Raw genomic sequence first — 14,042 nt, 5'->3', positions numbered from 1 at the left:
TATCTGACCCACGGGCTCAATGGCCCAGACTCTGATCGGCATCTCCCTGCCTGACCACTTCTGCACCTTGATTATCCAAGGGTGACGCGGCATGTTCAATATACGAGCTCTGACATTCGGACACGCACGCATAACCTTTGAGGAATCTCAATACACAAAGGACGAGCTGCAACGACAACGATCGTGCGACATCTTGAGGAAGATCAAACTCGGGCGCTGCGTGTCCGAATGTCAGAGCTGACCCCGAATTTAGCCTTGCGAATTTAGCCTTTGGACAGGGCTTTGAGGGCTTGTTTGATGCCGTCGGAGACGCTGGCGCCGGCCGGCACGGTTTTCAGCGCCAGCAGCGCTTCTTTGTCGGAGTAGCCCAGCGCCAGCAGGGCGTTCAGGATGTCGGACTGGGAATCCGGTGCGGCATGCACGCCCGCCGCGCCGATGTCCGCGCCCAGCTTGCCTTTCAGTTCCAGCAGCAGACGTTCGGCGGTTTTTTTGCCGATACCGGGAACTTTCACCAAACGGCCGGCTTCCTGCAGCGTCACCGCCTGCGCCAGGTCGGCAATCGACATGCCGGACAGGATCGATAGCGCGGTGCGCGCGCCCACACCGGTAATTTTGATCAGCTGCCGGAACACGGCGCGCTCTTCGGCATTGCCGAAGCCATACAGCAGGTGCGCATCTTCGCGGATGGCCTGGTGCGTGAACAGCACCACTTTCTCGCCCACGCCCGGCAGGTTGTAGAAGGTGCTCATCGAAACATCGACTTCATAGCCAACGCCACCAACATCCACCAGCAGTTGCGGTGGATTCTTTTCAAGCAGGATCCCGGAAAGTCGTCCGATCATGGTTTTATACCTTTAAAGTTAGCCGACCAGACGGCCACGACGCATGCGCAAGCCGGCCAGCGGGCCGTTGGCAGCGGCATTGGTGCCGCCAGCAATCAGCGCCAGCGTTTCGCGGCTGTGCGCATGGCAGATGGCGATGCCGAGCGCATCGGCGGCGTCGGTGCCCGGCAAGCCCGGCAGTTGCAGCAGGCGCGCCACCATGTCCTGCATCTGCGCCTTGACGGCGCGGCCGCTGCCGACGACGGCTTGTTTGATTTGGGTAGGAGAATATTCTGCGACGCTCAGCTCGGCCGTCACCAGCGCGCAAATCGCCGCGCCGCGCGCCTGCCCCAGCAGCAGCGTCGATTGCGGATTGACGTTGACGAACACTTGTTCAATCGCGGCGCAATCCGGGCCGTAGGTGCGGGCAACTTCGCTCACGCCGTCGAGTATCACTTTGAGCCGCGTCGGCAGGTCGCCCTCGCCGCTCTTGATGGTGCCCGAGGCGATGTAGCGCAGCTTGCTGCCCTGCTTGTGTATGACGCCAAAGCCAGTGGTGCGCAAGCCGGGGTCGATGCCGAGAATTATCATTAGGCGATTGTATGCAGTAAAGAAAAAGCCCGCAAGCAATGCGGGCTTTCCTGTGCCGAGCGAGGTTGCTGAAACGTGGTCGCCACGAGGCGTCGCCGTCGAAGACAGTGCGAATGCACGGCGAGACGGCGCAACGAAGCTGCGGCCGCGTTTCAGTGCAGAGTGAGGTTGCTGAAACGTGGTCGCAGCGAGGCGTCGCCGTCGAAGACAGTGCGAATGCACGGCGAGACGGCGCAACGAAGCTGCGGCCGCGTTTCAGTGCAGAGTGAGGTTGCTGAAACGTGGTCGCAGCGAGGCGTCGCCGTCGAAGACAGTGCGAATGCACGGCGAGACGGCGCAACGAAGCTGCGGCCGCGTTTCAGCAACCGATTAGTGGCGGAAGTGGCGGGTGCCGGTGTAGACCATGACCACGCCGCGCTCGTCGGCCGCGTCGATCACTTCCTGGTCGCGCATCGAGCCGCCCGGGTGGATCACGCAAGTCGCGCCGGCATCGACCACCACGTCCAGGCCGTCACGGAACGGGAAGAACGCGTCCGACGCCACCACCGAGTTCGCCAGCGACAGGCCGGCATTCTGCGCCTTGATCGAGGCAATACGCGCCGAGTCGATACGGCTCATCTGGCCGGCGCCCACGCCCAGGGTCATATTGTTGCCGCAGAAGACGATGGCGTTCGACTTGACGTACTTGGCCACGCGCCACGCGAACATCATGTCCTGCAGTTCCTGCTGCGTAGGCTGCTTCTTGCTGACCACGCGCACGTCGTTCAACAGCACGTTTTTCGCATCGGCCGACTGCACCAGCAGGCCGCCGCCCACGCGCTTGAAGTCCATGGCGTTGACGCCGTCGCCCAATGGAATCTCCAGCAGGCGCACGTTCTGCTTGGCCGACAGGATCTGTTTGGCTTCCGCGGTGAACGATGGTGCGATCAGCACTTCGACGAACAGCTTGGCCAGTTCGGTCGCCGCCGCCGCATCCACTTCCACGTTGAAGGCGATGATGCCGCCGAATGCCGAGGTCGGATCGGTCTGCAGTGCGCGCTTGTATGCATCGGCCGCGTTGGCGCCGAGCGCCACGCCGCACGGATTGGCGTGCTTGACGATCACGCAGGCCGCCGATTGGTCGAAGCCGCCCATGCTCTTCACGCATTCCCACGCCGCGTCGGCGTCAGCGATGTTGTTGAACGACAGTTCTTTGCCTTGCAGTTGCTTGTAGTTGGCCAGCGCGCCCGGCGTGGTCACCACGTCGCGGTAGAAGGCGGCCGACTGGTGCGGATTTTCGCCGTAACGCATGTCCTGCACTTTTTCGAAGGCGACGTTCAGCTTGGCCGGGTAGGCGCTGCGGCTGCCGTGCGCGCGGGTTGCGTCCAGGCTGGTCAGGTAGTTGGCGATGGCGCCGTCGTACTGGGCGGTGTGCGAGTACACCTTGGTGGCCAGGGTGAAACGGGTGTCGTAGCTGACGTAGCCCGGCGCGTTGTCGGTGGTTTTCATTTCCGCCAGCACCACGCCGTAGTCGGACGGGTCGCAGATCACCACCACGTCCTTGTGGTTCTTGGCCGCCGAACGCAGCATGGCCGGGCCGCCGATGTCGATGTTCTCGATGGCGTCATCCAGGGTGCAGGTGTCCTTGGCAACGGTGGCCTGGAACGGGTACAGGTTGACCACCACCATGTCGATGGTCGGGATGTGGTGCTCTTCCAGCTTGGCCACGTGCTCCGGGAAGTCGCGGCGGGCCAGGATGCCGCCGTGCACTTTCGGGTGCAGGGTCTTGACGCGGCCATCCAGCATCTCCGGGAAACCGGTGTAGTCGGCAACTTCGGTCACGGGCACGCCGTTGTCGGCCAGCAGTTTGGCGGTGCCGCCGGTCGACAGGATGTTGACGCCCATGGCGGACAGCGCGCGCGCGAAGTCCAGCACACCGGTTTTGTCGGATACGGAGATGAGAGCTTGTTTAATCATGGCTATGAATGACTAGGTGGTTAAGGTAATCGGTCGGTACGGTCCGCCATTGCGGCCGTCCCCAGCCACTCAATGCCGGATGGAACAGGCGCTTTACAGCAGGCCGTGCTCTTGCAGTTTCTTGCGCAAGGTGTTGCGGTTGATGCCGAGCATCTGCGCAGCGTGCGACTGGTTGCCGTCGGCACGGGTCATGACCACTTCCAGTATCGGTTTTTCAACGGTCAGCACAACCATGTCGTAGATGTTCGATGCCTGTTGCTCGCCCAGGTCGTTGAAGTATTCTTCGAGACTTTTCTGGACTACTTCCTGGATACTTTCTTTGCTCATTTTTTTATCGTTCGCTATGTAATCTATTGAAGCTGGCAAATCGCTCCCGCTTGTGGCTGGAAACGTTTACCCTTCTGATAATGTGACTTTTTTAGTACGCTCTCGTGCCGCTCAGGCGGCCTGCAATGCTTCAGCGAGGCGGTATTGTAACCGTTCGCCGTAACGCCACTGAGACTCGAAGAATTGGTCTACAGCAAGCAATTGTTCCTCAGTGGATTCCAGCAAGTTCATTCGCTGGCGGAATTCCTCGCCGCCTTGCAGGTCGCGCACGTACCAGCCGATGTGCTTGCGGGCGGTGCGCACGCCGAGGTAGTCGCCGTAAAAGGCGTAGTGGGCGCGCAAATGTTCATCCATCAGCGCGCGCACTTCGTCCACATACGGGGCCGGCAAGTGCTTGCCGGTGCGCAGGTAATGGTCGATCTCGCGGAAGATCCACGGTCGGCCCTGGGCGGCGCGTCCCACCATGACGGCGTCGGCACCGGTGTAGTCCAGCACGTATCTGGCTTTTTCCGGCGAGGTGATATCGCCGTTGGCCACCACTGGAATTGAAACCGATTTCTTTACGGCGGCAATGGTGTCGTACTCGGCGTCACCTTTGTAGCCGTCGGCGCGGGTGCGGCCGTGCAGGGTCAGCATGGCGATGCCGGCGTCCTCGGCAATGCGCGCGATCGTCAGCGCATTCTTGTTTTCGCGGTCCCAGCCGGTGCGGAATTTCAGCGTGACCGGCACATCGACCGCACCTACCACCGCATCGACGATGCGCTTGACCAGTTCTTCGTCCTGCAGCAGGGCCGAACCGCACCAGGCGTTGCAGACTTTCTTGACCGGACAGCCCATGTTGATGTCGATGATCTGGGCGCCGCGCTCGACGTTGAAGCGGGCGCAGTCGGCCAGGTCTTGCGGGTCGGCGCCAGCGATTTGCACCGCTTTCGGTTCCATCTCGCCAGTGTGGTCGGTGCGGCGCGAGCTCTTTTCCGTGGCCCACAGGCGCGGGTTGGACGCTGCCATTTCAGAGACCGCGTAGCCCGCGCCCAGCTCTTTGCACAGCTGGCGGAAAGGACGATCCGTGACACCCGCCATGGGAGCGACGAAAACGTTGTTACGCAGTAAATGAGGGCCGATTTGCACTGACAATACCTGAATGGGGTAAGAAGGAACCTTCTATTTTAACCGAAGGCCTGCCCAAATAATAAGCACTATTTTTTATGAATTCGGCAAATGTGCAGTCTTGCCGTTATGAGCCAGGTTGCTCAGATGACATCATCCATGGCCGCCAGCGCCAGGTGTTCGACCTCGCCCCAGCTGTCCAGCCGGAGTGCTCCGTCAGCCACGGTGAAGCGGTTGATGCTGGCGTTTTTGACCTGGAAGTCGCGCGGACTGTCGAGCTGGATGCCGCGTGCGGCACGGTAGGCGCACTCCAGCACGCCGCCGTGCGCCACCACGGCCACCGTCTGGCCCGGGTGGCGCTCAGCCACGGCATGCAGGCCTGTGATGGCACGGTCGTAGAACTGGTGAAAACTTTCCGCCACGCGCACACCGGCCGGCATCACGGCTTCGATATCGCGCGCCTGCCAGCGGGCAAAGTCGTCCGGGTACTGCTGCTGGATGTCCTGGTACAGCATGCCTTCGAACACGCCGTAAGCACGCTCACGCAGCTGGGCGTCGGTTTGCAGGGTCAGTGCACTGTGCCGGGCGGCCACCGCCTGCGCGGTCTGCATGGCGCGCTGCAGGTCGCTGGAAACAATCGCCTCCAGCTTTTCCGCGGACAGCGCGCGTGCCAGCGCAGCGGCCTGGCGCTCGCCTTCCGCGTTCAACGGAATGTCGATGTGGCCCTGCAGGCGGCGCACGGCGTTCCATGCCGTCTCGCCGTGGCGGATCAGCAAAATAGTGGTGTGAGTCATGTTCTTGTATAAGCGCCGATCAGCTGCGCTTCATCCACGATATGGCCATAAATGGCGTTCAACAGGTCGGCGCCGGTAAACCCTTCCGGTAGCGCCAGCCGCGCCACATCCAATGCATAGATGCGAAAAATGTAATGGTGCGTCTGGTTCCGCGCCAGCGAGGGCGCATGATACCCGATACCGCCGAAGTCGTTGCGACCCTGGCGCAATTCCGCCATCGCAGCGCCCGCCGCAATGGCGGACAACAACGGCGGCAGATCGGCCACGCACCAGTGAAACAGGTCGCCGCCGCCCGCCGGCGCATCGGCATCCATGCACACCAGCGCCAGCGATGAGGTGCCGGCCGGCACCTCGCTCCAGCTCAGTTGCGGGCTGCCAGCCGCCGGGACCTGGCCGTGCTCGCGAAAACTGTCACTGGTGAGTTTCATGTTATTTGGCGTTGGTTTGCAGCCAGAAGGTGACCGGGCCGTCGTTGGTCAGCGACACTTTCATGTCGGCGCCGAACTGACCGGTCTGCACCGTCGGATGCCTGCGGCGTGCCTGTTCGACAAAGTAATTAAACAGGCGCAGGCCGTCGGCGGGCGCGGCCGCCGGCGTGAACGAGGGACGGGTGCCGGATTTGGTGTCGGCCGCCAGCGTGAACTGCGGCACCAGCAGCAGGCCGCCTTGGGTGTCGGTCACGCTGCGGTTCATCTTGCCGGCATCGTCGGCAAACACGCGGTAACCAAGCAGCTTGGTCAGCAGCGCGTCCGCCTCCTGTTCCGTATCGTTGCGCTCGGCGCACACCAGCACCAACAGGCCGGCGTCGATGGCGCCGATGGTAACGCCATCGACCACCACACTGGCGCTGCTGACACGTTGCAGCAGGCCGATCATGCGGACAGGGTCACGCGCGCGAACTTGCGCTTGCCGACTTGCAGCACGAAGGTGCCGGCGTCCAGCTTCAATGCCTTGTCGCTGATGACAGTGCCGTCCACCCGCACGCCGCCCTGGTCGACCATGCGCATGGCTTCCGAGGTGGAGGCGCACAGGTTGGCTTGCTTCAGCAGTTGCGGAATGCCCAGCGGCGCGCCGCTCAGCGCGACTTCCGGAATGTCGTCCGGGATGCCGCCCTTGGCGCGGTTGACGAAGTCGGCCAGCGCATCTTCAGCCGCCTGCTGCGAGTGGAAGCGCGCCACGATTTCCTGCGCGATGGCGACCTTGGCGTCGCGCGGGTTGCGGCCGCCGGCCACTTCCGCCTTCAGCGCGGCCACGTCTGCGATCGAACGGAACGACAGCAGATCGAAGTACTTCCACATCATGTCATCCGAGATGCTCATGATCTTGGCGAACATGGTGTTGCCGGGCTCGGTGATGCCGATATAGTTGTTCTTCGATTTGGACATTTTTTCAACGCCGTCCAAACCTTCCAGCAGCGGCATGGTCAAAATACATTGTGGCTCCTGGCCGTAGTCTTTTTGCAGCTCGCGGCCGACCAGCAGGTTGAATTTCTGATCGGTGCCACCCAGCTCCAGATCGGATTTCAGGGCCACCGAGTCATAACCCTGCATCAGCGGGTAGAGGAATTCGTGCACGGCAATCGGCGTGCCGTTTTTAAAGCGTTTGGTGAAATCGTCGCGTTCCATCATGCGCGCCACGGTGTAGCGCGAGGCCAGTTGAATCATGCCGCGCGCGCCCAGCGGATCGCACCACTCGGAGTTGTAGCGGATTTCGGTCTTGGCCGGGTCCAGCACCAGCGAGGCCTGCTTGAAGTAGGTCATGGCATTTTGCTCGACCTGTTCCTTGGTCAGCGGCGGACGGGTGGCGTTGCGGCCCGACGGGTCGCCGATCATGGAGGTGAAGTCGCCGATCAGGAAGATCACCTGATGGCCGAGGTCTTGCAACTGACGCATCTTGTTCAGCACCACGGTATGGCCGAGGTGCAGATCGGGCGCGGTCGGGTCCAGGCCCAGCTTGATGCGCAGCGGCACACCGCTTTGTTCCGAGCGCGCCAGCTTTTGGGCGAACTCGCTTTCAATCAGCAACTCGTCGACACCGCGTTTGGTGATGGCGAGTGCCTCCTGGACGTTGTCGGATAACGGCAACGCTTTGGAGGGAGCCGGCGGTATCGAAGAAGAGGTAGTCATAATTTTTTACGCGTATTTTTCAGAAAAAGGTAGGCAGCTTCAGGAGTTTGTTATAATCCCCGATCGATCAATCTTGCCGCATGAAAACTAACAAAACACATAATTAGAAAAAATAAAACGTTCCTGAATAGTTCAAGCGGCAAATTTTAACTGATTGCATGAACCAAATACATAAATTCACGAGCTCACGCTTGTTCAGTCTGCTAGGTTCTACGCGCAAGGCGCGCATCATCAGCGCGTCTGCATTGTTTCTCGCAGTATGTGCTTTTGGTGCCGCCGGCGTAGCTCCGCTCGCGCCTGATGCGTCGGATCTGCCAGTGAAAACTGTCCAGGAAGCAATCGTCGCCCCGGACCTCAGCGCGCAAATCAATGCGCTCGAACAGCAGTCCTCTACCGCGCAATTCGTTCACGAAGAAAAAATCCGCGCCGGCGACACGCTCGCCACCCTGTTGACCCGTCTGGGCGTCGATGACGATGCGGCCGAGAACTTTATCAAAAAAGATAAGGTTGCGAAAGGCGTGATGCAGCTCAAGACCGGCAAGCGCGTGCAAGCGCAAACCGACGAGGACGGCAACCTGCAGTGGCTGCGCGCCACCGTGGTGGACGGCAAGGACGATCCTGTCACCAACATCAAGATCACCCGCAAGGGCGACGGCTTTGTCGCGACCGCCGAGCCGGCCAAGCTGGAACGCCGCGTCGAGATGCACGCCCGTACCATCCGATCGGGTTCGCTGTACGCGGCCACCGATTCCAGCGAAGACGGCGCCAAGCTGCCGGACACCATCGTCAAGCAGATCATCGAGATGTTCTCGACCAGCATCGACTTCCGCGGCGACCTGAAACGCGGCGACAGCTTTAACGTGGTGTATGAAACCTTCTGGCAGGACGGCGAGTTCGTGCGTGCCGGCCGCGTGCTGGCCGGTGAATTCACCAACAAGGGCACCACTTACCAGTCCGTGTGGTTTGAAGATCCGCAAAGCAAGCAAGGCGGCGGCTACTACAGCTTCGACGGCAAATCGCTGAAGAAAGCCTTCCTGAAATCGCCAGTGGAGTTCTCGCGTATCTCGTCCGGCTTCGCCATGCGCGTGCACCCGATCTCGGGCCAGTGGAAACAGCACAAGGGCATCGACTTCCCGGCCCCGACCGGCACCCCGATCCGCGCGGCCGGCGATGGCGTGATCGATTTCGCCGGCACCATGAATGGCTACGGCAACTTCGTCATCATCAAGCACTGGAGCAACTACACCACCGCTTACGCCCACATGAGCCGCTTCGGCACGGGCATCAAGAAGGGCGCCAAGGTCAGCCAGGGTGATGTGATCGGTTATGTCGGCACCACCGGCTGGTCGACTGGCGCTCACCTGCACTACGAGTTCCGCGTCGGCGGCGAAGCCAAAGACCCAAGCAAGATGAACGTGCAGGCACAGGCGCCGCTGACGGCCGCTGAAATGAGCCGCTTCAAGGTCTACGCCAACGACATGATGCACCGCTTCGCCCTGTTGCGTCCGGTGGGCGGCGGCGGTACGCCAACCCGCGTCGCAGCAAAATAAGATCACAGGCCAGCTCAGACTGGCCTGTTTTTTTATGCCCATGAGATTGCGCGCCATTCGTCTTCTGATCCCTCTGCTGATAGCATGCTGGTGCCCTCCCCTTTACGCGGCAGCACCGCTGCCCCTGCTCACCGACTACACCCACACCGCCTGGACCGAGGTGGACGGCGCCCCCACCGGCGCCACCAAATTTGCCCAAGGCAGTGACGGCTGGCTGTGGATTGCCACACCGACCGGTTTGTACCGTTACGATGGCCGGCGTTTCAAACGCAGCGACAAGGTCTACGGATATCCGCTCCAATCCAGCAACATCATGGCGCTGACGGTGGCACCGGACGGCGCGGTGTGGATCGGCTACCGCGTCGGCGGCGTGTCGGTGTTCCGCAAGGATGGCGCCCACACCTACGCGGCAAGCGGCGGCCTGAACCCGGTCGGCGTCATGCATATCGAAGTGGCGCCCGATGGCGCGGTCTGGGCGGCGATGCGCGACGGCCTGGCCGTGCTGGCACCTGGTGCGCAGCGCTTTCAACACCTTGGACCCGACAGCGGACTGCCGGCACTGGGCGTGTTCCAGATCATGTTTGCGCGCGACGGCACCACGTGGATCGGCACCAATACCGGCGCTTTCTTTCGCAGGCGCGGAGAACGCCGTTTCACGCATGCCTGGCCGCGCGTGGCCCTGGTAGCATTGCAGGGAGCGCCGGACGGCACGATCTGGGGCAACGACTTCAAACATGGCAATTACCGGGTGCGAATGAGCGGCCCGGCGGCCGGCGTGGTATTGCACTCCGAGTTCGAAGGCGGCCGCGTGGCCTTCGACCGCAAAGGCACCATGTGGGTGCCGCACACGCACAGTTTTGAACGCAAGCTCGCACCGCCCGCCGCCAGCCCGCCGGAACAGCACTTGTCCAAGTCCGACCATATCAGCGGCCCCATTCTGGGCGCCAATTTCGAGGACCGCGAAGGCAATATCTGGATCGCCAGCTCACGCGGCATCGACCGTCTGCGCCCCAACCGCTTGCGCACCATGCCGGTGGCGCGGCAACTGGAATACCCGGCGCTGGTGAACGGTCCGGAGGGCGATATGTGGATCGGCGACTATGTTGCCGACACCTGGCGCTATGGACCGGAAGGCCGCATCCGCCGCGAAGTGCCGGGCGCCATCACCGCCAGCTACACCGCGCCGGATGGCGTGGTCTGGCTGGGCAGCGTGGACGGCGTGCGGCGGCGCGCGCGCGATGGCACGTTGACTTTGTTTGATTTTCCTGACGCGGTCAAAGGCTTGCGCGTGCATGCCTTGCAGCAGGATGCCAGCGGCAAGCTGTGGGCCTCGTTCTCGGCCGGCAAAGGCGTGTATCAGTTGGTGGACGGGCGCTGGCTCAAATCCGGCGGCCTGCGGGACATACCGGAACTGCTGGTGACCACCATGACGCAGGATGACAGGGGCAATCTCTGGATGGCGCATCCGGACAGCCAAGTCACGGTGATCGCCAACGGCAAGCCGTCCCGGCTATCGCTACAGGACGGCACCGTGCTGGCACTGCATGCGGACGGTCAGACCATGTGGGTCGGCAGCGAGAACGGCGTCGCCCTGTATCGCGGCGGGCACTTCATTTCACTGCACGGCGAGCGCAATGAACGTTTTCGCGGCGTATCCGGCATCGTCCGCCTGCCGGATGGTGAGCTGTGGCTGCATGGCGCCGCGGGCTTGTACCGCATCGCGGCCAGCGCCGTGGAACGCATGCAGGCGCGCCTGAGCGAGCGCAACCGCATCGCCCGCGCCCTGCACGACACGCTGCTGCAAAGCATGCAGTCGCTGCTGCTGTCGTTCGATGCACACAGCCGGCATTTAAAGGAAGGCACGCCGGAACGCACCAGGCTCGACCAGACGCTCAACCTGGCTGAGCAGTTGCTGGTGGAGGGGCGCGATCAGATCATGGACTTGCGCGCGGCGGCCACGCCAGAAGTGCTGGCGCTCACCTTGGAGGAGTTTGGCAAAGGCCTGGCCGAGCATCGTGCCCATGCGTTTGCCATGAAGGTGCACGGCACACCGCGCCAGTTGTGCGCCGATGTGCACGAGGGGATTATGCGATTGCGCGTGAAGCGCTGTTCAATGCCTCGCGTTATGCGGATGCCACACGCATCGCGCTGGAGATCGATTACAGCGAGAACACCTTCGTCATGCACATCCGTGACAACGGCCGCGGCCTGGACGAGTCGGTCGCGGCAGTTGGCTGCCGTCCCGGCCACTGGGGATTGCAAGGGATGCGCGAACGCGCCCACTGCATCGGCGCCACGCTCGACATCGCCAACCAGCCCGGTGCAGGCACCATTATCACCGTCGCGGTGCCGGGCAAAAAAGCCTATTGAACCGAGCTAAACACTTGCTTTAGCGAGGTTGCCTCAAGGAGGGCATCGCTCCAGGCATCTACCTGCGTCAGGCTGGCTTTGGCCAGCTTCTTCTGGACAGCTTGAGGTAGCGGACCGAAGCGCTTGATCAGTTGCCGCTCCAAAAGCGCGATCGCCCCTTCTTTTCGCCCCTGTTCAAGACCCTGTTCCAGACCTTGTTCCAGACCTTGTTCCAGACCTTGTTCCAGACCTTGTTCCAGACCTTGTTCAAGACCTTGTTCAAGACCTTGTTCAAGACCTTGTTCAAGACCTTGTTCCCACCCCTGCTGCCGCCCCTGCGCCAGACCTTCCTCCAGACCTTGTTCAAGGAATTTCTTCCGCTGTTCTTCAATAACCCATAATTGAAACTCTTCAAATGGCGTGAGTTCTTTCATGTCGTACTCCTTGTTTTTCTGAAGGACTTCCTGCAGGTAACGCTTCTGCAGCAACTCAGGCAAGGCCATCATCCAGTTAACCACATTGAATAAAATGATTATGCGCTTCCTGCTCCAACGATGCTTGAACAGTAATCGAGTCAGATGCAGCTTGGCCGCATGGAGTTTGCTTGCATCATGACGCACCTGCAGCGTAAGCAAGTGCGCCAGCAAGACCCAGGCAATAGGATTATGTGAGCCTGACAAAGCGCCAAGATCGGCGGCATAGTCAAGCAGCTTGACTGTTCGGAAGGAAAAAGCTGTCACCGTGCCCCGCGCATGATCGCGAAAGCCGGTTGGGCGCCAGTTGGGATCGTCGTCAGCCAGTATCACCAGGCTGACTACCGGCAAGCCGTACTGCTTGCAGATGCGATAGTTATAGTCGAACACGCGGCGTGCCAGCGTAGCATCACGCTGTGCCTGAATTTCTATATGGATCAACTCCCAATGCTCGCCACCATCATGCAGACAAACTTCGACCAGCTTGTCTGCCACCATGACGTCCGGAGCGGCACCCAATCCGACGCCGGCCAGCTCCTTGTCGTGGAAGCGCGGCCGATGTTTCCAGTTGATCTGACAACTGAGGTCGGGAAAAAAGAAATCCAGGAATGGACGGAACGCATGCGACAACGCTGCTTTCCAAGGCAAATCGTAACGGGCAGATAGGACGCTGTTCGACATCAGTCCAGTCTACAATCTCTCGATATCCCACCGTATTGAGGAAATACAAGCGCTCCCGCATGATGCGCTGGACTATAATTTCGCGAATCATCGGGAGACACTATGGCTTTGTATATCGGTTTAATGTCGGGCACCAGCCTGGATGGCGTGGACGGCGCGCTGGCGCAGTTTGATGGCGATCGCATGACCACCATTGCCGCTGCTTACATCACTTTTCCACCGTCGCTGCGGGCGGAGTTGATGGCGTTGCAGGCGACCGGCGCGAACGAGATCGAACGCGAGGCCCTGGCCGCCAATCAGTTGGCCCAGCATTACGCTCAGTGCGTGGCGGAGTTGCTGCGCGAAGCGGGCAAGCGGCCGCAGGACGTGCGCGCTGTTGCCGCACACGGCCAGACTATCCGTCATCGTCCCGAGCTCGGCTTTACGCGCCAGACCAATAATCCTGCCCTGCTGGCCGAGCTGTGCGGCATCGACGTGATTGCGGACTTCCGCAGCCGCGACATCGCCGCCGGTGGCCAGGGTGCGCCGCTGGTACCGGCCTTCCATCAAGCCTTGTTTGGCCAGCAAGGACAGGCGCGCGTGGTGGCGAATATCGGCGGCATGTCCAATATCAGCGTACTGAGCGGCGATGGTCGCGTGATCGGCTTCGACACCGGCCCCGGCAATGTGTTGATGGATGGCTGGATCGGCCGCCATCGCCAGCAGGAATACGATGCCGATGGTGCCTGGGCGGCCAGCGGCAAAGTCGTTCCGGAGCTGCTGGCGGAGCTGCTCAAGGAGCCGTATCTGGCGCTGCCAGCACCCAAGAGCACCGGACGCGATTTGTTCCATCTGGACTGGCTGGATGCGCGACTGGCCGTGCACGCGCCAGCCGCGCCGGAAGATGTGCAGCGCACGCTGACGCAATACACCGCCGTCACGCTGGCGGACGCCATCAAGGCTTGTGGCGGCGGCGCGGATGCGGTCTACGTCTGTGGCGGCGGCGCCTACAACAGCGTGCTGATGGAAGCGCTGAGCCAGGAACTGGGCAAACAGGTACTGGTCGCATCCACGCAGGCACTGGGCATCGCGCCCAACCGCGTGGAAGCGCTGGCATTTGCCTGGCTGGGCTACCGTTTCAGCGAACGGCTGGCGGGCAATCTGCCGGCCGTCACCGGCGCGCAGGGCGAACGGGTTCTCGGCGCGCTGTACCCGCACTGAGCACGCCACGCGACAGCGATCGTCCGGCCCGGATCACGGATGAAAAAAACGGCGGCCCGCAGGCCGC

13 protein-coding genes and 1 pseudogene are annotated in these 14,042 nt (G+C 61.6%); 4 read left to right on the top strand and 10 right to left on the bottom strand.

Features of this window, described 5'->3' with window-relative positions; all coding sequences use genetic code 11:
• Window positions 1-263 precede the first annotated feature (263 nt).
• From ruvA to tyrS, 9 genes are all read right to left on the bottom strand, one after another.
• Window positions 264-842: a Holliday junction branch migration protein RuvA gene (ruvA, locus tag ABDW57_RS24535; RefSeq protein WP_343732757.1), complete on the bottom strand. Its 579-nt coding sequence runs from the start codon at window positions 840-842 to the stop codon at window positions 264-266.
• Window positions 843-860: 18 nt separating this feature from the next.
• Window positions 861-1,412, bottom strand: a complete 552-nt coding sequence (ruvC, locus tag ABDW57_RS24530; protein ID WP_343732756.1) for a crossover junction endodeoxyribonuclease RuvC — start codon at window positions 1,410-1,412, stop codon at window positions 861-863.
• A gap of 369 nt (window positions 1,413-1,781) precedes the next feature.
• A complete protein-coding gene (gene purH, locus ABDW57_RS24525; protein ID WP_343732755.1) occupies window positions 1,782-3,368 on the bottom strand; it encodes a bifunctional phosphoribosylaminoimidazolecarboxamide formyltransferase/IMP cyclohydrolase in 1,587 nt (528 codons plus the stop codon).
• 93 nt (window positions 3,369-3,461) lie between these two features.
• Entirely contained in the window at window positions 3,462-3,695 is a 234-nt protein-coding gene (locus tag ABDW57_RS24520) for a helix-turn-helix domain-containing protein (protein ID WP_017877573.1), read from the bottom strand.
• Between the two features lie 111 nt (window positions 3,696-3,806).
• The gene (gene dusB / locus ABDW57_RS24515) at window positions 3,807-4,823 is read right to left on the bottom strand and encodes a tRNA dihydrouridine synthase DusB (RefSeq protein ID WP_343732754.1); all 1,017 of its coding nucleotides are present in this window, start codon (window positions 4,821-4,823) and stop codon (window positions 3,807-3,809) included.
• Window positions 4,824-4,945: 122 nt separating this feature from the next.
• Entirely contained in the window at window positions 4,946-5,596 is a 651-nt protein-coding gene (locus ABDW57_RS24510; protein ID WP_343732753.1) for a histidine phosphatase family protein, read from the bottom strand.
• On the bottom strand, window positions 5,593-6,024 hold the full coding sequence (locus tag ABDW57_RS24505; RefSeq protein ID WP_343732752.1) for a YbhB/YbcL family Raf kinase inhibitor-like protein: 432 nt from the start codon (window positions 6,022-6,024) through the stop codon (window positions 5,593-5,595). Before ABDW57_RS24505 ends, ABDW57_RS24510 begins: the two co-directional genes overlap by 4 nt.
• A 1-nt stretch (window position 6,025) precedes the next feature.
• Window positions 6,026-6,472 (bottom strand): D-aminoacyl-tRNA deacylase, encoded by a 447-nt coding sequence (gene dtd / locus ABDW57_RS24500; protein ID WP_343732751.1) that lies wholly within the window; start codon window positions 6,470-6,472, stop codon window positions 6,026-6,028.
• Window positions 6,469-7,722: a tyrosine--tRNA ligase gene (tyrS, locus tag ABDW57_RS24495; RefSeq protein WP_343732750.1), complete on the bottom strand. Its 1,254-nt coding sequence runs from the start codon at window positions 7,720-7,722 to the stop codon at window positions 6,469-6,471. Before tyrS ends, dtd begins: the two co-directional genes overlap by 4 nt.
• Before the next feature lie 158 nt (window positions 7,723-7,880).
• Here tyrS and ABDW57_RS24490 point away from each other — a divergent pair, with 158 nt between their 5' ends.
• The 3 genes and pseudogenes from ABDW57_RS24490 to ABDW57_RS24480 all read left to right on the top strand — a co-directional run bounded on the left by ABDW57_RS24490 (window position 7,881) and on the right by ABDW57_RS24480 (window position 11,642).
• Entirely contained in the window at window positions 7,881-9,272 is a 1,392-nt protein-coding gene (locus ABDW57_RS24490; protein WP_343732749.1) for a M23 family metallopeptidase, read from the top strand.
• Window positions 9,273-9,306: 34 nt separating this feature from the next.
• Window positions 9,307-11,166, top strand: a pseudogene (locus tag ABDW57_RS24485) (histidine kinase); the annotation flags it as partial.
• A 167-nt stretch (window positions 11,167-11,333) separates the two neighbouring features.
• Entirely contained in the window at window positions 11,334-11,642 is a 309-nt protein-coding gene (locus ABDW57_RS24480) for an ATP-binding protein (RefSeq protein WP_343732759.1), read from the top strand.
• On the opposite strand, the gene ABDW57_RS24475 is transcribed toward ABDW57_RS24480, so the two are convergent.
• Window positions 11,636-12,775 carry a DUF4351 domain-containing protein gene (locus tag ABDW57_RS24475; protein WP_343732748.1) on the bottom strand — a complete coding sequence of 380 codons (1,140 nt, stop codon included), beginning with the start codon at window positions 12,773-12,775 and terminating at the stop codon, window positions 11,636-11,638. The genes ABDW57_RS24480 and ABDW57_RS24475 overlap by 7 nt on opposite strands.
• Window positions 12,776-12,877: 102 nt before the next feature.
• Here ABDW57_RS24475 and ABDW57_RS24470 point away from each other — a divergent pair, with 102 nt between their 5' ends.
• A complete protein-coding gene (locus ABDW57_RS24470) occupies window positions 12,878-13,975 on the top strand; it encodes an anhydro-N-acetylmuramic acid kinase (protein ID WP_343732747.1) in 1,098 nt (365 codons plus the stop codon).
• The last annotated feature ends 67 nt before the right edge of the window (window positions 13,976-14,042 follow it).

It is taken from the genome of Duganella sp., assembly GCF_039595735.1.
Taxonomy (GTDB): domain Bacteria; phylum Pseudomonadota; class Gammaproteobacteria; order Burkholderiales; family Burkholderiaceae_D; genus Rugamonas.
The sequence above is the reverse complement of the archived record's forward strand: the minus strand, read 5'-3'. Positions and strand labels throughout refer to the sequence as shown.